Annotated in this window: 13 protein-coding genes; 12 read left to right on the plus strand and 1 reads right to left on the minus strand. The window is 35.6% G+C overall.

Translation table 11 applies throughout. The annotated features are described in order from the left end of the window. Window positions 1-202: 202 nt before the first annotated feature. Window positions 203-592: an SPOR domain-containing protein gene (locus tag A4F88_RS22430; RefSeq protein WP_068844999.1), complete on the minus strand. Its 390-nt coding sequence runs from the start codon at window positions 590-592 to the stop codon at window positions 203-205. A 219-nt stretch (window positions 593-811) separates the two neighbouring features. Between A4F88_RS22430 and A4F88_RS22435 the strand changes: the two genes are divergently transcribed. The 12 genes from A4F88_RS22435 to A4F88_RS25860 all read left to right on the plus strand — a co-directional run. Continuing rightward, complete coding sequence (locus A4F88_RS22435; RefSeq protein WP_068845000.1) at window positions 812-2,143, plus strand: c-type cytochrome; 1,332 nt, start codon at window positions 812-814, stop codon at window positions 2,141-2,143. A gap of 32 nt (window positions 2,144-2,175) precedes the next feature. Next, window positions 2,176-5,229, plus strand: coding sequence for a TAT-variant-translocated molybdopterin oxidoreductase (locus A4F88_RS22440; RefSeq protein ID WP_068845001.1), 3,054 nt, complete (start codon window positions 2,176-2,178; stop codon window positions 5,227-5,229). Between the two features lie 34 nt (window positions 5,230-5,263). Then, complete coding sequence (nrfD, locus tag A4F88_RS22445; RefSeq protein WP_008466839.1) at window positions 5,264-6,667, plus strand: NrfD/PsrC family molybdoenzyme membrane anchor subunit; 1,404 nt, start codon at window positions 5,264-5,266, stop codon at window positions 6,665-6,667. Then, window positions 6,660-7,184: a DUF3341 domain-containing protein gene (locus A4F88_RS22450; protein WP_068845002.1), complete on the plus strand. Its 525-nt coding sequence runs from the start codon at window positions 6,660-6,662 to the stop codon at window positions 7,182-7,184. The genes nrfD and A4F88_RS22450 overlap by 8 nt, the downstream gene beginning before the upstream one ends. An 8-nt stretch (window positions 7,185-7,192) precedes the next feature. Then, window positions 7,193-7,738 carry a c-type cytochrome gene (locus A4F88_RS22455; protein WP_068845003.1) on the plus strand — a complete coding sequence of 182 codons (546 nt, stop codon included), beginning with the start codon at window positions 7,193-7,195 and terminating at the stop codon, window positions 7,736-7,738. 27 nt (window positions 7,739-7,765) lie between these two features. After that, a complete protein-coding gene (locus tag A4F88_RS22460; protein WP_068845015.1) occupies window positions 7,766-9,160 on the plus strand; it encodes a cation-translocating P-type ATPase in 1,395 nt (464 codons plus the stop codon). 19 nt (window positions 9,161-9,179) lie between these two features. After that, window positions 9,180-10,373, plus strand: a complete 1,194-nt coding sequence (locus tag A4F88_RS22465) for a cytochrome c oxidase subunit II (protein ID WP_068845004.1) — start codon at window positions 9,180-9,182, stop codon at window positions 10,371-10,373. 31 nt (window positions 10,374-10,404) lie between these two features. Then, window positions 10,405-12,207, plus strand: coding sequence for a cytochrome c oxidase subunit I (locus tag A4F88_RS22470; protein WP_068845005.1), 1,803 nt, complete (start codon window positions 10,405-10,407; stop codon window positions 12,205-12,207). 109 nt (window positions 12,208-12,316) lie between these two features. After that, window positions 12,317-13,339 (plus strand): Holliday junction branch migration DNA helicase RuvB, encoded by a 1,023-nt coding sequence (gene ruvB / locus A4F88_RS22475; RefSeq protein WP_068845006.1) that lies wholly within the window; start codon window positions 12,317-12,319, stop codon window positions 13,337-13,339. 11 nt (window positions 13,340-13,350) lie between these two features. Next, window positions 13,351-14,697, plus strand: coding sequence for a cytochrome P450 (locus tag A4F88_RS22480; protein WP_068845007.1), 1,347 nt, complete (start codon window positions 13,351-13,353; stop codon window positions 14,695-14,697). After that, window positions 14,694-15,620 carry a tRNA epoxyqueuosine(34) reductase QueG gene (gene queG, locus A4F88_RS22485; protein ID WP_068845008.1) on the plus strand — a complete coding sequence of 309 codons (927 nt, stop codon included), beginning with the start codon at window positions 14,694-14,696 and terminating at the stop codon, window positions 15,618-15,620. Before A4F88_RS22480 ends, queG begins: the two co-directional genes overlap by 4 nt. Before the next feature lie 500 nt (window positions 15,621-16,120). Then, a partial coding sequence (locus A4F88_RS25860; RefSeq protein ID WP_068845009.1) for a beta strand repeat-containing protein occupies window positions 16,121-19,956 on the plus strand: 3,836 nt, incomplete at its 3' end.

Consider the following 19,956-nt stretch of genomic DNA (forward strand, 5'->3'; position numbering starts at 1 on the left):
TATGCTTAAAGTCTCAATTTTATTGAGACTTTTTTTGTGGGTATAATTGTTGTTTAGCTGTTAATTCGATAATGAATTTTGATGTGAAATGATTAAGTTTTCATCGTTTTTAGGTTTTAAACAAAACTTGTTATTCTGGTTTTAGGGTATAAAAAAAGCGAGATTGATTCTCGCTTTTTTGTTTTGTTTTTTAGGATGTTTTTTATTTGCCAGGTTTCATTAAAAAGACACTTTTATATCTTTTTTTAATGTCTGCTAAATTTCGTTCGGCTTCTATTCGTGTTTTAAAATTGCCTACAATCACTTTGTAGTTTGGAGTGTTGAAAATGATCGTCCCGTCGATATTAGGATATTCCCTTTTGAAATCCGATAACGTTTTCTTTGCTTCGTCACTTTTGCCACTAAAGATTTGAATTTTATAAGTGTCGTTTGTACTTATTGATGTGTTAATTTTGCGTTTGTCATTCAATAATTGCTCGAATTTAGGATCCTGATTCAGTGTTAAATTTTGGTCTTGAGCATGAATGTTATAGGCTAAAGTGAACATTGTTAATGTTAAGAAAACTCGTTTTGAGTCGGTTAAAATTCTCATAATGTGATGGTTTTTATGCAAAAATAGTATTTAAAGTTCGTATCGAAAATTTTAATATTATTTAGAATTGATATAAATTGATATTTAAGAGTATTTTAAGGTTTTGAGAATAGTTCATAAGTCGTATTTTTGTGCAAGTTTTAAAAGAAGGTATTAATTTTTTGTTGATTTACTACAGAAAAAATCATACCAAAAATTAGTAGATAATTATTATACTATATGAAAAAGGTGGGTAACCATAATTCGATCTCAAGAAAATTGCTACTTAGCTTATCGCTAACGTTGCTTTTCTCCCTAACTTCATTTGCTCAAGATCCTGCTGCTGCTCCGGCGGCACCTGAAGCTGCTGCTCCGGCTGCAACTGCGGGTGGTGATCCTGTGAAAGGGAAAGAACTTTTTAATGCAAATTGCGCTGCATGTCACAAATTAGATGCTAAATCAACAGGTCCTGCTTTGAGAGGAGTTGCTGCTAAGCACGAAATGGCTTGGATTTACAAGTGGGTGCACAACAGTTCTGATATGATTAAGTCAGGTGATGCTGTTGCAGTTAAACTTTTTGAAGAAAACAACAAGTCTGTAATGACTTCTTTTCCTCAATTATCTGAAGGTGATATCGATAATATTATCGCTTTTACTTCTCAGCCAAAACCTGAAAAACCTGCAGGAGCTACTGCTACTTTGCCATCTGGCGGTGTTCAGGAAGGAAGCGGAATTTCAAATAATATTATTTTAGGTGCTCTTGCGCTTGTTATGGCAATTTTGGTTGTTATGTTGTTCATGGTGAACAAAGTGTTAACTAAGGTGGCTAGTAATAACGGAATTGAAGTTGCTCCTAAAGAAGCAAGAACTCCAATCTGGAAAGCTTTTGCAAGAAACCAATTCCTGGTTTTAGTTACGGCTATATTCTTGCTTTTGGCTAGTGGTTATTTTGTATACGGATACTTAATGCAAGTAGGTGTTGATCAGAATTATGAGCCAATTCAGCCAATTCATTACTCTCATAAAATTCACGCAGGAGATAACGAGATCAATTGTAAATATTGCCACTCTGCCGCTCGTGTAAGTAAAAATGCAGGTATTCCTTCTTTGAATGTTTGTATGAACTGTCATAAAAATATTTCTGAAGTTGCTGAAACTACTGCTACTCCTGAATACAGCAAAGCGTTTTATGATGCTCAAATCCAAAAATTGTATGATGCAGTGGGTTGGGATAAAACAAAACAGGCTTATACTGGAAAAACACAGCCTGTGAAATGGGTTCGTATTCATAATCTTCCTGATTTTGTTTACTTTAACCACTCTCAACACGTTACTGTTGCAGGTGTAGAATGTCAAACTTGTCATGGTCCGGTACAAGAGTTTGAAATCATGAAGCAATACTCTAAATTAACAATGGGATGGTGTGTTGATTGCCATAGAAAAACTGATGTTAAGATGGAAGGAAATGCATACTATGATAAAATTCATGCTGAACTTTCTAAAAAATACGGTGTAGAGAAATTGACTGCAGCGCAAATGGGAGGTTTAGAATGCGGTAAATGCCACTATTAATCGAATTATTAAGATTTTAATATTTATATACAATGTCATCAAACAAAAAATACTGGAAAAGTGTTGAGGAACTAGAAAATAGTTCTATTGTTGAGGCGCTTAGAAATAACGAATTTGTTGAAGAGATTCCTACAGAAGAATTCTTAGGGAATGCAGATGCTTTAGCTTCATCTGGTACTTCACGTCGTGACTTTTTAAAGTACGTAGGGTTTAGTACTGCAGCTGTTACACTTGCTGCTTGCGAAGGTCCTGTTCACAAGTCTATCCCTTATGTGTTACAACCGGAACAAATCATTCCAGGTGTTGCTGATTATTATGCAACTTCTGTTTTTGATGGTTTTGATTTTGCTAACCTTTTGGTAAAAACTCGTGAGGGTCGTCCAATTAAAATTGAGAACAATACTATTTCTGGAGCTAAGTTTTCAGCTAACGCAAGAATTCATGCATCTATCTTAGGATTATACGATAGCATGCGTTTGAAAGAACCTAAGTTGGAAGGAAAAAATAGTAGCTGGTCTGCTGTTGATTTGAAAATTAAATCAAGTCTTGCTGATGCAAAAGCAAAAGGAGGTCAGGTAGTATTGTTGACAAATACTTTAGCGAGTCCATCTACTGAGAAATTAATAGGTGAGTTTATTGCTAAAAACCCAAATGCAAAACATGTTGTTTATGATGCGGTTTCTTCATCTGACGCATTAGATGCATTTGAAACAGTTTATGGTGAGAGAGCTTTAGTTGATTATGATTTTTCAAAAGCTTCATTAATCGTTTCTGTTGGTGCTGATTTCTTAGGAGACTGGCAAGGTGGTGCATACGATACAGGATATGCACAAGGACGTATTCCTCAAAACGGAAAAATGTCCCGTCATTTCCAGTTCGAATCAAATATGACATTATCTGGTGCTGCTGCTGATAAGCGTATTCCAATGAGTACAGCGAATCAAAAACAAGCTTTAGTACAGATTTATAATATTATTGCAGGTGCTTCTGTAGCGGTTTCTTTAGACGCTAAATTTAAAGCAGAAGTAGATAAAGCTGCTCAACAGTTAAAAGCTGCTGGTTCTAAAGGAGTTTTAGTTTCTGGAATAGAAGATAAAAATGCTCAATTATTAGTTTTAGCTATCAATCAGATATTGGCTAGTGAAGCTTTTAGTACAGCTGGTACAAGACAAATTAGAAAAGGATCTAATGCAGTTGTATCTCAATTAATAAAAGATATGAATGCAGGAAGTGTTCATACTTTAATCATGAGTGGTATCAACCCGGTTTATACATTAGCTGATTCAGCTTCTTTTGTTTCCGGATTGAAAAAAGTTAAAACTTCAGTTGCTTTCTCTTTAAAAGAAGATGAAACAGCTTCAGTTGCTACTATCGCTGCTCCGGCACCTCATTACTTAGAATCTTGGGGAGATGTTGTGATTACAAAAGGTACATATGGCTTAACTCAGCCAACTATTCGTCCTATATTCAATACAAAACAATTTCAAGATGTTTTATTGTCATTAAATGGAGTTGCAGGAAACTTCTATGATTATCTTAAAGCTAGTTCAGCAGGGATTATCGCAGGAACAACCTGGAATAAAGTTTTACATGATGGTATTTTTGTAGTTGGTTCTTCAGCTTTATCAGCTGGTTCTGTTGATTACACTGCTGCTGCAAATGCAGTTGCACAATCAAAATCTGCCGGAGAGTTTGAATTAGTATTGTATACTAAAACAGGTATGGGAGACGGACAACATGCAAACAACCCTTGGTTGCAGGAGTTTCCTGATCCAATCACAAGAGTTTCTTGGGATAACTATGTTACCGTTTCAAATGCTGACGCTAAAAAACTAGGATTAAGTAATCAAATCGTTGCTAATGGTGGTTTAAACGGAAGTTATGCTACAATTACAACAGCTGATGGATTAAAACTTGAAAACGTACCAGTAATTGTTCAGCCTGGACAAGCTGTTGGTACAGTTGGTTTAGCTGTAGGATATGGTCGTAAAGCGGCTTTAAAAGAAGAAATGCAAGTAGGTTTAAATGCTTACGCTTTATATAAAAATTTCAATAGTGTTCAGTCTGTTTCTATTGTGAAAGCAAATGGAGAGCATGAGTTTGCTTGTGTTCAGGGACAAAAAACATTAATGGGTAGAGGAGATATTATTAAAGAAACTACTTTAAAAATATTTAACTCTGAAGATGCTAAACACTGGAACGAGCAACCAATGGTATCTTTAGATCACCAGGAAGTTGAAGCAAGAACAGTTGATTTATGGGAATCATTTGATCGTTCTACAGGACATCACTTTAACCTTTCTATCGATTTAAATGCTTGTACAGGATGTGGGGCATGTGTTATTGCCTGTCATGCTGAAAACAACGTACCAGTAGTAGGAAAAGCTGAAGTAAGAAGAAGCCGTGATATGCACTGGTTGCGTATTGACAGATACTATTCTTCTGAAAGCACTTTTGAAGGTGATAATGAAAGAAAAGAAGGTATTGCCGGTTTATCTAGTTCATTGTCTACATTCAATGAAATGGAAAAACCTGGGGATAATCCTCAAGTAGCATTCCAGCCAGTAATGTGTCAGCACTGTAATCACGCACCTTGTGAAACAGTTTGTCCTGTTGCTGCAACTTCTCACGGTCGTGAAGGTCAAAATCATATGGCATACAACAGATGTGTTGGTACTCGTTATTGTGCTAACAACTGTCCTTATAAAGTACGTCGTTTTAACTGGTTCTTGTATAACAAAAACAGTGAATTTGATTATCATATGAATGATGATTTAGGTCGTATGGTATTAAACCCAGACGTAAACGTTCGTTCTCGTGGAGTTATGGAAAAATGTTCTATGTGTATTCAAATGACACAGGCGACTAAATTGAAAGCAAAAAATGAAGGTCGTCCGGTTGCTGATGGTGAATTCCAAACAGCTTGTTCAAATGCTTGTTCTTCTGGAGCAATGATATTTGGTGATGTTAATGATACTGAAAGCAAAGTAGCTAAATTAGCTGCTGATGATAGATCATACCACTTATTAGAGCATGTTGGAACAAAACCTAATGTGGTTTACCATGTTAAAGTTAGAAATACTTAGAATAAATTATTAATTAAGAAACATATAAAGGATTATGTCGTCTCACTACGAAGCACCCATTAGAAAACCTTTAGTTATAGGTGATAAATCTTATCACGATGTAACTGTAGATGTAGCTGCGCCTGTTGAAGGACCTGCAAACAAACAATGGTGGATTGTATTTTCAATCGCATTAATAGCCTTCCTTTGGGGGTTAGGTTGTATAATTTACACCGTATCTACCGGTATCGGAACATGGGGATTAAATAAAACAGTTGGTTGGGCTTGGGATATCACGAACTTCGTTTGGTGGGTTGGTATTGGTCACGCCGGAACATTAATTTCTGCGGTATTATTACTTTTCCGTCAACGTTGGAGAATGGCGATTAACCGTTCTGCAGAAGCAATGACTATCTTCTCAGTAGTTCAAGCAGGTTTATTTCCAATTATTCACATGGGGCGTCCATGGTTAGCATACTGGGTTTTACCTATTCCAAATCAATTTGGATCTTTATGGGTAAACTTTAACTCACCATTGCTTTGGGACGTATTTGCGATTTCAACGTATCTTTCAGTATCATTGGTTTTCTGGTGGACTGGTTTATTACCTGACTTTGCAATGCTTCGTGATAGAGCTATAACACCATTTAACAAAAGAGTATATTCTATCCTAAGTTTTGGATGGAGCGGTAGAGCTAAAGACTGGCAGCGTTTTGAAGAAGTATCTTTAGTACTTGCAGGTTTAGCTACTCCACTTGTACTTTCTGTACATACAATTGTATCGATGGACTTTGCTACTTCTGTAATTCCAGGATGGCATACAACGATTTTCCCTCCTTACTTCGTTGCAGGAGCGGTATTCTCAGGATTTGCAATGGTAAACACATTGTTGATTGTAATGAGAAAAGTTTCTAACTTAGAAGCTTATATTACACTACAACATATCGAATTAATGAATATCATTATCATGATTACAGGTTCGATTGTTGGTGTGGCTTACATCACTGAGTTATTCGTCGCTTGGTATTCAGGTGTAGAGTATGAGCAATATGCATTCTTGAACAGAGCTACCGGACCTTACTGGTGGGCATATTGGTCAATGATGACTTGTAACGTTTTCTCTCCACAGTTCATGTGGTTTAAGAAACTAAGAACAAGTATCATGTTCTCATTTATTATTTCGATTGTGGTAAACATCGGAATGTGGTTTGAAAGATTCGTAATTATTGTTACTTCTTTACATAGAGATTACCTTCCATCTTCTTGGACAATGTTCTCACCAACATTTGTTGATATTGGAATCTTCATTGGAACAATTGGTTTCTTCTTTGTATTGTTTTTATTATACTCTAGAACATTCCCTGTAATTGCTCAGGCAGAGGTAAAAACAATTTTAAAAGGAACAGGAGATAATTACATTAGAGAAAGAGCAAATAGTAAAGATTCACATCATGAGTAATAAAGTAATATACGCCATTTATAATGACGATGATATTTTGATGGATGCAGTAAAGAAAACCAGAGCTGCTCATCATCATATTGAAGAGGTTTTTACTCCATTCCCAGTTCACGGATTGGATAAAGCTATGGGTTTAGCACCAACAAGATTAGCAATTTGTGCTTTCTTATACGGATGTGTTGGTATTTCTGTTGCAACAACAATGATGAGTTATATCATGATTCATGACTGGCCACAGGATATTGGTGGAAAGCCAAGTTTCAGTTTCATTCAGAATATGCCATCATTTGTGCCAATTATGTTTGAGATGACTGTATTTTTCGCTGCTCACTTAATGGTTATTACTTTCTATATGAGAAGTAGATTATGGCCATTTAAACAAGCTGAAAATCCTGATGTAAGAACAACAGATGACCACTTCTTAATGGAAGTTGCTGTAAATGATAACGAAGCAGAACTGGTTACTTTTTTCGAAGGTACAGGAGCTGTTGAAGTTAAAGTAATTGAAAAGAATTAATTGTAGCTATGAAAAGGATATATAAAATAACACTTTTAGTTGGTATAACTATTTTAGTTTCATCTTGCCACAATAATTCGGCACCAAACTATCAGTATTTTCCAAATATGTATGAGTCTGTAGGTTATGAAACTTATTCAGAAGCAAAAATATTTAAAGGAGGAAAAGAAGGACAGCTTCCTGTAGAAGGAACTATCAATAGAGGTTTTGAACCTTATGAATATGAAAATTCGACAGCAGGTTATGAATTGGCAAAAGCTAATTTAAAATCACCTTTGACTGAAGAAGAAAGAAATTCAGGAAAAGGTAAAGAACTTTTCGAAATTTACTGTATCAGTTGTCATGGTGCAGCTGGAAACGGTAAAGGTAAATTGGTTGAAAGAGAGAAATTTCTTGGAGTACCTAGCTATAAAGACAGAGTTATTACTGAAGGAAGTATCTTTCACGTTGAAACTTATGGTTTAAATGCAATGGGTTCACATGCAAATCAATTAAGTGCTCACGAACGTTGGTTAGTTGCTGACTATGTTCTGAAACTAAAAAGCCAATTATAATTGTTGAACAAACTGATCGTAATAGATATGTATACATTTTCAAGTAAATTAAAAACTTTTTCTATCATCTTAATGGTTCTTGGACTATTAGGAATTGGGTATGGTTTTTTAAGTGCGCCTAAAGATATTCAAGAAGTTGAAAAAATACTAGCTGCAGATGCTCATGGTTCTCATGGTGCTGCGCATGAAGAAGCTGCTGAGGCTTCTCACAAAGATGCAGAGCATCACGAAGCTGCTGAAGCTTCGCATGATTCACACAAAGGTGGTGAGCATGCAAAAGTTAATGCTGCAAATGAGCATGAAGAACATTTAACGCATGTATTGCACCAATTGCAAAACAAGCCATGGTCTGCATTGTATGTTGCCTGTATTTTCTTTTTACTACTTTCAATGGGAGTTTTAGCATTTTATGCTATTCAACAAGTTGCTCAGGCAGGTTGGTCTCCTGTTTTATTCAGAGTTATGCAGGGAATCACAGCATATTTACCAGCTGGTTCTATCATTTTCTTTATTATACTAGTTTTATGTGGATTACACTTTAATCATATCTTCGTTTGGTTAGGAGAAGGGGTTACTGATCATAATAGTCCAAACTATGATGCAATTATTGCTGGAAAATCGGGTTATTTAAACTTTCCGTTTTGGATCGCAAGAGCTTTTGTTTTCTTATTAGGATGGAACTTATACCGTATTTATTCTAGAAAAAATTGTTTAGCTCAGGACGAAGCCAATGATGATCTATACTACAAAAAGAATTTTAAATTATCTGCTGGATTTTTAGTATTCTTTATAGTTTCAGAATCTATTATGTCTTGGGATTGGATTATGTCATTTGATCCACACTGGTTCAGTACATTATTTGGATGGTATGTTTTTGCTTCTTTCTTTGTAAGTGGTATCACTACAATTGCATTAGTTACTATATACTTAAAATCTAAAGGATATTTAGAGTATGTAAATACAAGCCACATTCACGATTTAGCTAAATTTATGTTTGGTATTAGTGTTTTCTGGACTTACTTATGGTTTTCTCAATTCATGTTGATCTGGTATGCAAACATTCCGGAAGAGGTTACTTACTTCGTAACAAGAATTCAATTATATAACTTACCGTTCTTTGGTGCTGTAGTTATGAACTTTGTGTTCCCATTGTTAATATTAATCAATACTGACTTTAAACGTCTTAGTTGGGTTATTGTGATGGCTGGTGTTGTTATCCTGCTTGGTCACTATGTTGATTTCTTTAATATGATTATGCCTGGTACAGTTGGAGATAAATGGTTTATTGGAGTTCCTGAAATTGCATCTATTCTTTTCTTCTTAGGTTTATTTATTTTTGTTGTATTTACTGCATTAACTAAAGCTCCTTTGTTAGCTAAGAGAAATCCTTTCATTGAAGAAAGTAAACATTTTCATTATTAATATTTAAAGAAGTAAACAGATGACAAGTTTGTTGGTAATTATAGTTTTAGTTTTATTAGCAGTTGCATTATGGCAATTGACCAAGATATTTGATCTTACTCAAGTAGGATCTTCTTCGGACGATTCTCAAATTGCATCAGATAATGATAATAATGTTCAGGGATATATTTTGTTTGGCTTTTTGGCTTTCATTTATATATTTACAATTTACGGATTACTAAAATGGGGTAATTTAGCACTTCATACTCCAGCTTCTGAGCATGGACTTTTAGTAGATAATTTGATGAACATTACCTGGGTTTTAATTTTTACAGTTCAGGTAATTACTCAAGGTTTATTATACTGGTTTTCTTTTAAAAACAGAGGACATAAAGATAAAAAAGCATTATTCTTTGCTGATAGTAATAAATTAGAAGCAATCTGGAGTATTATTCCATCTGTAGTTTTAGCCTGTTTAATTCTTTATGGATTATATGCCTGGAACAACATCATGTTTGTTGACAAAGACGAAGATGTAATCGAAATTGAATTATACGCTCAGCAATTTAAATGGACTGCAAGATATGCAGGTCAGGATAATGTTTTAGGAAAAGCTAACGTTCGTTTAATCGAAGGTGTAAATACTTTAGGAGTTGATATGTCTGATCCTAATGCTCAGGATGATATCGTAGTTTCTGAATTGCATATTCCAAAAGGGAAAAAAATACATTTCAAAATGCGTTCTCAGGATGTATTGCACTCAGCTTACATGCCTCACTTTAGAGCACAAATGAACTGTGTTCCTGGTATGGTTACTGAATTTGCTTTTATCCCAACTTATACTACTGCTGAATACAGAGAGTTGCCTTTTATGGTTGAAAAAGTAGCTAACATCAATAAACTTAGAGCAGAAAAAAGTGTTGAGTTAGTGGCTAAAGGAGGAACAGCTTTAGATCCTTATACATTTGATTATTTATTATTATGTAATAAAATTTGTGGAGCTTCTCACTACAACATGCAAATGAAAGTTGTTGTTGATACTCCGGAAGATTATAAAAAATGGTTAAGCGAGAAAACGACTTTAGCTCAGGATATCAAAGCGGCTGCCGCTGCTGAGAAACCAGCTGAAGGAGCTAAAGCTACTACAGATACTGCTGCTGCTAAAATTAAAGATACAGTTAAAGCGGTTGTAGACACTGTTAAAGCAGCTGTAGCTAAAGTTGCTATGAAATAATATTTATTAAGAAAATTTAAAGTACACATATATGTCAGCAGAAGCGCACGATCACGATCACGGACACGATCACGAGCACGAACATCATCATAAAGACACGTTCATTACTAAATATATCTTTAGTATTGATCATAAAATGATTGCTAAACAATACTTAATTACAGGTATTGTTATGGGAGTAATCGGTATTGCAATGTCCTTGCTTTTCAGAATGCAATTGGCATGGCCGGAAGAGTCTTTTAAAATCTTTAATGTTTTATTAGGAGATAAATTTGCACCTAATGGTGTAATGGCAAATGATATTTATTTGGCCTTAGTTACAATTCACGGTACTATCATGGTATTCTTTGTACTTACGGCTGGTTTAAGTGGAACTTTTAGTAACTTACTTATTCCACTTCAAATTGGAGCAAGAGATATGGCTTCCGGGTTTATGAACATGATTTCATACTGGTTGTTCTTTTTATCTGCTGTAGTAATGTTATGTTCTTTATTTGTTGAAGCTGGACCAGCTTCTGCAGGTTGGACAATCTACCCTCCATTAAGTGCTTTACCGCAAGCGATCCCTGGATCTGGAACTGGTATGACTTTATGGTTAGTTTCGATGGCAATCTTTATCGCATCTTCTTTAATGGGATCTTTAAATTACATCGTTACTGTTATTAACTTGAGAACTAAAGGAATGTCTATGACAAGACTTCCACTTACAATCTGGACATTTTTTGTAACAGCTATTATTGGTGTTATTTCATTCCCGGTTTTATTATCTGCTGCTTTATTATTGATTTTTGACAGAAGTTTTGGTACTTCATTCTTCTTGTCTGACATCTATATTGCTGGAGAGGTTTTACACTACCAAGGAGGTTCTCCTGTTTTGTTTGAGCACTTATTCTGGTTCTTAGGACACCCTGAGGTTTATATCGTAATCTTACCTGCAATGGGGCTTGTTTCTGAAATTATGGCTACGAACTCTCGTAAACCAATCTTTGGATACAGAGCGATGATTATGTCAGTTCTTGCAATTGCATTTTTATCTACAATTGTTTGGGGTCACCACATGTTTATTTCAGGTATGAATCCTTTCTTAGGATCTGTATTTACTTTTACAACTTTATTGATTGCAATTCCATCTGCTGTAAAAGCTTTCAACTGGATTACAACTTTATGGAAAGGTAACTTACAATTTAACCCAGCAATGTTATTCTCTATCGGAATGGTTTCTACTTTCATCACTGGAGGTTTAACAGGAATCATTTTAGGAGATAGTACTTTAGATATTAACGTTCACGATACTTACTTCGTAATTGCTCACTTTCACTTAGTAATGGGTATCTCTGCTCTTTACGGAATGTTTGCTGGTATTTACCACTGGTTCCCTAAAATGTACGGAAGAATGTTAAATAAAAACTTAGGTTACATTCACTTTTGGGTAACAGCAGTTTGTGCTTATGGAGTATTCTTTCCAATGCACTTTATTGGATTAGCTGGTTTACCAAGACGTTACTATACAAACACAAACTTCCCATTATTTGATGATTTACAAAATGTGAATGTTTTAATTACAACATTTGCTCTTGTGGGAGGTGCATTCCAATTAGTATTCTTATACAACTTCTTTAGCAGTATTTTCTACGGTAAAAAAGCTGTTCAGAATCCATGGAAATCAACTACATTAGAGTGGACTACTCCTGTAGAACATATTCACGGTAACTGGCCAGGAGAAATTCCTCACGTATACCGTTGGCCATATGACTATAGTAACCCTAATCATGATGTAGATTTTGTACCGCAAAATGTACCAATGAAAGAAGGTGAAGAAGTTTTACACCACTAAAAATATTTAAAAAAGACTGCTATTAAAGCAGTCTTTTTTGTTTTAGTTAAAGTTTAAGCTGTCTACTTTTACTATTTTAGAAACTAATTAGTTTGTCTATCTTTGTAAAATGAATGAGAACTTAGATCCCACTACAAATGGGTATAACCCAGAAGAATTAGATCTTGAAAAAAGATTACGTCCGCTATCCTTTGATGATTTTGCCGGACAAGATCAGGTTTTAGAAAATTTAAAAGTTTTTGTTGCAGCTGCCAACCAGCGTGGCGAAGCTCTTGATCATGCACTTTTTCATGGTCCTCCCGGATTAGGTAAAACTACTTTAGCTAATATCCTTGCCAATGAACTTGAGGTTGGAATTAAAATTACTTCAGGTCCAGTTTTAGATAAACCTGGAGATTTAGCAGGTCTGTTAACTAACCTTGACGAAAGAGATGTCTTATTTATCGATGAGATTCATCGTTTGAGTCCAATTGTAGAAGAATATTTATATTCTGCAATGGAGGATTTTAAAATCGATATTATGATTGAATCCGGACCAAATGCAAGAACAGTCCAAATCAATTTAAACCCTTTTACTCTAATAGGAGCTACAACACGTTCCGGATTATTAACAGCTCCAATGCGGGCACGTTTCGGGATTTCATCACGTTTACAGTATTATACTACTGAACTTTTGACTACTATTGTCGAAAGAAGTTCTTCTATTCTTAAAATGCCAATTTCTTTGGATGCTGCTATCGAAATTGCCGGCAGAAGTCGCGGAACACCTCGTATTGCTAATGCATTGCTGAGAAGAGTTCGTGATTTTGCACAAATAAAAGGAAATGGAACTATTGATCTTGAAATTGCACGTTATGCATTAAAAGCACTTAATGTAGATGCTCATGGTTTAGATGAAATGGACAACAAGATTTTATTAACGATTATTAATAAATTCAAAGGTGGACCTGTCGGACTTTCGACTTTAGCAACAGCTGTTTCAGAAAGTAGTGAAACTATTGAAGAAGTATATGAACCATTTTTGATTCAGGAAGGATTCATTATGCGTACACCACGTGGACGAGAAGTGACAGATAAGGCATATAAGCATTTGGGGAAAATAAACACAAATATTCAGGGTGGATTGTTTTAATTCTATTAAGAATGTCTGAAAACAAAAAATATAATTATCCTAACAGACTTTCAATATTGAGATTTTTTCTGGATGCTGAAGGAGTACGTAAAAATCCGATTCCGTTTCATAAAAGATATTTTGATCAGCTTGGAGATTCGTTTTCACTAAAAATAGGTTATTCGAAACATATTATTTTATCTCGTGATAATGAAATTGCTCAGTATATTCTGCAGAAAAACCAAAAGAATTATCACAAATCTAAGTTTCAATCTGTCTATCTTTCTAAATATTTAGGAAAAGGATTGCTGACTGTTGATGGGGATTTCTGGTTGAAGCAAAGAAGACTTATTCAGCCTGCTTTTCATAAACAAAAAATGAATCAACTGGTTGAAAACATGAATCAGACTATTGTTTCTGAACTAGATGTTTTAGAGGCAGAAAAACCGGTTGATCTTTTTCCAGTAATGAGTCAGTTAGCGTTCAATGTTGTGGCTAAATCTTTATTTCAGCTTTCAATTTCAGATCAAAAATTAAATCGGATAAAATTTATAACTGAAGAAGTTCAGAATTTCTTAATTAAAGAAATCCGGCTTCCACATAAAGCATGGTGGTTTTCATTAAGCGGACAGGTGAAAAGACATCTTGAACTTGCAGAAGAAAACAATCAGATCATAAAAGAAATTATAGAAGAACGAGTTGCATCAAAAAAAGAAATTAACGATTTACTAAATATGCTTTTAGAAACCCGATATGAAGATACGGGTGAAGGAATGTCAGTAAAGCAATTGGTTGATGAAATTAAAGTTCTCTTTATTGCCGGACATGAAACAACAGCAAACGCTTTAACATTTACGCTGCATCTTTTAGGGACACATCCTGAAATACAAAAAAAAATATATAATGAAATTGTTGAAATTGAATCGCAGACTACAGACATAGTAGAACAGCTTCAGAAGATGACTTATACAAATGCAGTTTTAAACGAATCCATGCGTTTGTATCCGCCAGCCTGGATCACCGATAGACAGAATGTTTCGGATGATACACTTGCAGGTTATTATATAAAAAAGGAAACACTAATTGGAGTTTCTTTTTATGAGTTGCACCGAAATCCAAAATATTGGCAAAATCCGGATGAATTTATTCCGGAACGTTTTCTTGGAGAACAAAAAAAGCAATCGATGCAATACTTTTATCCTTTTGGCGCCGGACCAAGAATGTGTATTGGTTCGGGATTTGCTATTTATGAAATGTGCTTAACAATAGCCCATATTGTAAAAAAATACACGATTAAATCCAGTAACGACATTGTTCGTTTTAATCCTTTAATTACATTAAAACCTGTTGACGTAGAAGTTTCATTTTCAGAAAGATGACAATTAATGCCAAAGAGACATATTCGAAATTTATAAAATCTGAAGCAAAACGACTTGGTTTTCTTTCATGCGGTATATCCAAAGCCGGGTTTCTGGAAGAGGAAGCTCCAAGACTTGAAAAGTGGCTCAATAATAACCATCATGGTCAAATGGCGTATATGGAGAATTATTTTGATAAACGTTTGGATCCTACTTTATTGGTTGACGATGCTAAAAGTGTTGTTTCGCTTTTACTAAATTATTATCCAACTGAAGTTCAAACTGAAGAAAGTTTCAAAATTTCTAAATATGCTTATGGGCAGGATTATCATTTTGTAATCAAAGAGAAGTTAAAAGAGTTTTTGCACGCTATTCAGGAAAATATCGGCGACGTATCTGGCAGAGCTTTTGTTGATTCTGCTCCGGTTTTAGACAGAGCATGGGCGGCTAAAAGCGGTTTAGGCTGGATTGGTAAAAGTGGTAACCTGATCACTCAAAAAGTCGGATCTTTTTATTTTATTGCTGAACTTATACTTGATTTAGAATTAGAATATGATCATGCTGTTACAGATCATTGTGGTTCCTGTACTGCTTGTATTGATGCTTGTCCTACACAGGCAATTGTCTCTCCTCATGTTGTTGATGGGAGCAAATGTATTTCTTATTACACCATCGAACTTAAAGAAAATATTCCTTATGAAATGAAAGGAAAATTTGATGAATGGATGTTTGGTTGTGATACTTGCCAGGATGTTTGTCCCTGGAACAGGTTCTCGAAACCTCATTCGGAACCCTTATTTAATCCAAATTCTGAATTACTTTCTTTTTCTAAAAAAGACTGGATCGAAATTACAGAAGAAACTTTTCGTGCAGTTTTTAAAAATTCTCCTATCAAAAGAACCAAATTTGAAGGTTTGAAACGGAACATCAAATTTTTGAAATAGATTTTCTTGTAATCTTTTACTTGTTTTTTATTCCTCCTAATTTACAAAATTTAATTATTGCGATTTTTATTTTTTGTAAGATTTTTATGTTTTTGTCGGCAAATCTTTTAAATGCTAACAATACAATAAAAAATTAAGAAATTTCTGCAGTTTTGTTATCAAATAGTTATATTTTTTGCGGCTTAAGGTTAATTTTAGTCGTTAAAAAGTGTTGTTTAACGTTTATCTGTGCATTTTAACGAGTAAAGTGGTTAGTACATAGGTGTTTGCATATTTTCGCGCCTCCAAAACTACTAATTTAATCTTGAGACCACCTTTGTGGCTTGAACCAAATATACTTATGGTGCAAACGTTACTTTATTTTTACAAAGATCTTGAAAAGACTTTTCTAAGACTTATCACATCCATTCTTTTTATTTTATCGTATCTGCTACAGATGTTGAAAACCAACACAGGTTCTTCAGCGTTCAATATTTCTATTCTTAAAATCACAGTTGTCTATGCGTAACTTTACTTTTAGAAAGTTTAATTCATTTAAGCTAATCTCTCTTGTCTTATTATTTACATTAACATCTATTTCGTCATTTGCGCAAGTTTGCGGGACACCTGGAGGTGACGGTCCTGTTACGATATCAAGTTCTATAAATACTTATTATCCAATTTCAGGTAATATTACTTTAAATGCCGGAGCTCAGTCTATATTGCTTGGAAAGGTGCCTACAACAGATAGCTATGGCAATAATTTTGGTTCAACTCAAATTTCTACAGGAGATTTGATCTTGATTATCCAAATGCAGGATGCGACAATTGATTTTAGTAATAGCTCTAATTATGGTTCAGGAACTACTAATAGTGGTCCGGATGCCTTAGGAGGGACTGGATTTACAAGTATTGGAAATACTGGTATTTTTGAATATGTTATTGCGACAAATAGTGTTCCATTAACAGGAGGTAATTTAACATTTAAAGGAACAGGTACCGGAGGAGGTGTTCTTAATAGTTTTTATAATGCTGATGCAACAACATCAAGAGGCAAGAGAACATTTCAGATTGTCAGAGTGCCTCAATACTCTAATCTAACTTTAACATCTAATATCACTACGCCACCTTTTAATGGTGTTGCGGGTGGTGTTATTGCTTTTAATGTTTCAGGAACATTTAATTTTGGAGGATATATTATTGATGGAAATGCCCGTGGATTTAGAGGAGGATATAGTCCAAAAGCAGATTCAAACGCTAATGATTCTAAAACTTATGTAGGTTTATCAACGGATAACAAAATTTCGGGTAAAGGAGAAGGAATGGCCGGAACACCACGCTACATGTGGGATGGATATAATGAAGTTAATAATGGAGTTGAAGGAATGCCCGGAGGGTCTTCAGGAAGAGGAGCTCCTGCTAATGCCGGTGGAGGTGGTAATGATCATAATACCGGTGGCGGTGGCGGTGGTAATGGTGGATTTGGCGGCTTAGGTGGTGCCGGATGGCAAGGTGGTGGTGGTGATCTCTTTCCGGCTTATACCGGAGGAGGAAGACCAGGTTTCAAATCGTATCTTACAGCTACTTCATTCCCAAGGCTTATCATGGGAGGTGGAGGAGGAGCAGGTGATGCTAATAATGCTTCGACAGGTGTAAAAGGTGGTGTAGGTGGAGCTATAATTCTCATTAATGCAGGTACAGTTCTAGGTAACGGTTTTATTTATGCTAATGGAGGAAACGGTGCAGCCGGAACTTACTCTGGTTCACCAGATGGAGCCGGAGGTGGTGGAGCCGGAGGAACAGTATTGTTGAATGTTTCCAATAATAGTACCGCTAATATTAAAATAGAAGCTAATGGAGGAAAAGGCGGAAATACAGAAAATGATGATAATAATGAGCACGGACCAGGTGGTGGAGGCGGAGGTGGTATTATCAGCCATAATCTTTCGGGCACAGTTACAATAACTACTAGCGTAATTGGCGGTTTAGCAGGTAAATCTAATGCCGGAAAAGGGATTAATCATGGTGCAGTAAATGGAACAGCGGGGTATGTCTCAACTTTTACAACACAAGATGTACCACAAAATTTACAGATTAATTCAAATTGTTTTCCTGTTCTTGAGACAAAAGTAAAATCTTTAGCTAATGCATCAGCTTGTAATTCGATTGGAGAGAAAGTCTCGTATGAAATTCAGATAAAAAATACAGCAGGTGGAAATGCTGCAGGTGTATTCTTAGACTTTAGTTTTCCTACAGGTATTGAATTTGATTCAGCAACAGCATCATATTCAACTGATGCTACAGGACCTTCAGGTACTTTAACAAATACTGCATCAGCTAATAATCCTTTATTTGGAGGATTCAATATTGCTCAAAACGGAATTGTAACGATAACTTTAGTAGGTAAAGTAGCAACTTCGATTGCTGCAGGTACTTATAGTTCAAATGCGCAGGCATTGTATCTTGATCCAACCCGTACTACTGTCGATTCTAATAGAAAAATAACTGCTTTAGTAAACGCTTACGGATCAGCAAATAAAAAATATGAAGGCGCTAATCAGGCAGATGTTCCCGGAACAAATTTCAATGGTACATCTGTAACGGTTGATGATATAACAATTTTAGCTTTGCCAGCTACGCCAACAACTACAATAACACAATCAAGTTGTGCTACACCTACAGGAACTATAACAGTAAATACACCAGCTAACGGTACAGGTATAAGTTATACATTAAGAGGATCAAATCCTGTAACTGCACCAGTAAGCAATACAACAGGAGTTTTTTCCGGACTAGTACCAAATAGTTATACAGTAACAACTACAAATGCTCAGGGATGTACTTCACTTCCTACTGGCAGTATGGTTATTAATACTGTTGCAGGAGCCCCAACGACAACCGGAGTTTCTATTTGTCAGGGAGGAAGCGGAGTATTGACAGCTACTTCTACATGTTCCGGATCAGCTAACATCGAATGGTATACAGTAGCTTCAGGAGGATCACCAATATATACAGGTTCCAATTTTAATCCGGTTGGAGTTACCGGATCAGGTTTGTCAGACACTAATACGGCAAGAACTGTAACCTATTATGCCGCTTGTGCAGGCGCTTCAAATTGTAGAGCAGCTACTAATTTTGTTATTAACGCAATACCAACAATCACAGTAACAACACCAGCATCAAGATGTGATGCCGGAACAGTGACTTTAGGAGCTGCAGCATCAGCAGGGACAATTAATTGGTATGCATCATCAACAGGTGGTTCATCGTTGGGAACAGGAACAAGTTTTACTACACCAAGTTTATCCACAACAACGACTTACTATGTAGATGCAACTAATAACGGATGTACAACAGGTACAAGAACTGCAGTTGTAGCAACAATTAATACAAGACCAACAATAAATTCAACAACAGAAAGTTCAAGATGTGGTGCCGGAACATTAACATTACAGGCAACCGCATCTACTGGAGCAACTATCAATTGGTATGCAGATCCAACAGTAGTTACACCATTAGGAACAGGAACGAGTTTTACAACACCAAATTTATCAACTACCACGACTTATTATGTGGGGGCTACTACACCTGAAGGTTGTACTACAACATCAAGAATTGCAGTTGCAGCTGTTGTAAATAATGCCTCTACAATTGTATTTACAAGCGGTACACAAAATCCAACGGTTTGTTCAGGGACAGCAATTCCTAGTGCTGTTTATACTTTTGGAGGAAGTGCAACAAATGCAACGGTAACAAATTTACCAACAGGATTAACAGCATTTGTAGATAGTAATGCAAAAACAGTAACTATCTCAGGAACTCCATCTGCAAGTGGGACTTATACCATAACAACAGTTGGCCATACTACACCTTGTGTAGCTGCAACAATAAATGGGGCTGTGACTGTAAATACAACTCCAGCACCAACTATAAGCGCTATAACGCAACCTACATGTTCAACTGCTACAGGAAATTTTACGATTACCAATTTTGACGGAGCTTATAGTTATACGATAACACCATCAACTGGAGTTGTCAGAACAGGTAACTCTGTAGTAGCATCTACAGGAAATTATAGTATTACAGCTTCAGCTAATGGTTGTATTTCAGGAACAACCTCTTTTACAATCAATAGCCAACCAGCGACTCCAATAAAGCCAACCATAGTTACAACCGGGGCTACATGTTCAGCTAATGGAAGTTCAACAATCTCAAATTACGCTTCAGGATTAACGTATACTTTTACTCCGGCAGGTCCAAGTGTTGGTACTACGGGTGCTATTACAGGAATGACGGTTGGAACAAGTTATACCGTTACAGCAAAAAATGCAACTTGTACTTCAGTAGTTAGTGATTC

It is taken from the genome of Flavobacterium chilense (assembly GCF_001602525.1).
Taxonomy (GTDB): domain Bacteria; phylum Bacteroidota; class Bacteroidia; order Flavobacteriales; family Flavobacteriaceae; genus Flavobacterium; species Flavobacterium chilense.

Excerpts from the sequence above, each read along its gene's own strand:
- A4F88_RS22430 (WP_068844999.1), bottom strand. The coding sequence starts at position 592 with ATGAGAATTTTAACCGACTCAAAACGAGTTTTCTTAACATTAACAATG.
- A4F88_RS22435 (WP_068845000.1), top strand. The coding sequence starts at position 812 with ATGAAAAAGGTGGGTAACCATAATTCGATCTCAAGAAAATTGCTACTT.
- A4F88_RS22440 (WP_068845001.1), top strand. The coding sequence starts at position 2,176 with ATGTCATCAAACAAAAAATACTGGAAAAGTGTTGAGGAACTAGAAAAT.
- nrfD (WP_008466839.1), top strand. The coding sequence starts at position 5,264 with ATGTCGTCTCACTACGAAGCACCCATTAGAAAACCTTTAGTTATAGGT.
- A4F88_RS22450 (WP_068845002.1), top strand. The coding sequence starts at position 6,660 with ATGAGTAATAAAGTAATATACGCCATTTATAATGACGATGATATTTTG.
- A4F88_RS22455 (WP_068845003.1), top strand. The coding sequence starts at position 7,193 with ATGAAAAGGATATATAAAATAACACTTTTAGTTGGTATAACTATTTTA.
- A4F88_RS22460 (WP_068845015.1), top strand. The coding sequence starts at position 7,766 with ATGTATACATTTTCAAGTAAATTAAAAACTTTTTCTATCATCTTAATG.
- A4F88_RS22465 (WP_068845004.1), top strand. The coding sequence starts at position 9,180 with ATGACAAGTTTGTTGGTAATTATAGTTTTAGTTTTATTAGCAGTTGCA.
- A4F88_RS22470 (WP_068845005.1), top strand. The coding sequence starts at position 10,405 with ATGTCAGCAGAAGCGCACGATCACGATCACGGACACGATCACGAGCAC.
- ruvB (WP_068845006.1), top strand. The coding sequence starts at position 12,317 with ATGAATGAGAACTTAGATCCCACTACAAATGGGTATAACCCAGAAGAA.
- A4F88_RS22480 (WP_068845007.1), top strand. The coding sequence starts at position 13,351 with ATGTCTGAAAACAAAAAATATAATTATCCTAACAGACTTTCAATATTG.
- queG (WP_068845008.1), top strand. The coding sequence starts at position 14,694 with ATGACAATTAATGCCAAAGAGACATATTCGAAATTTATAAAATCTGAA.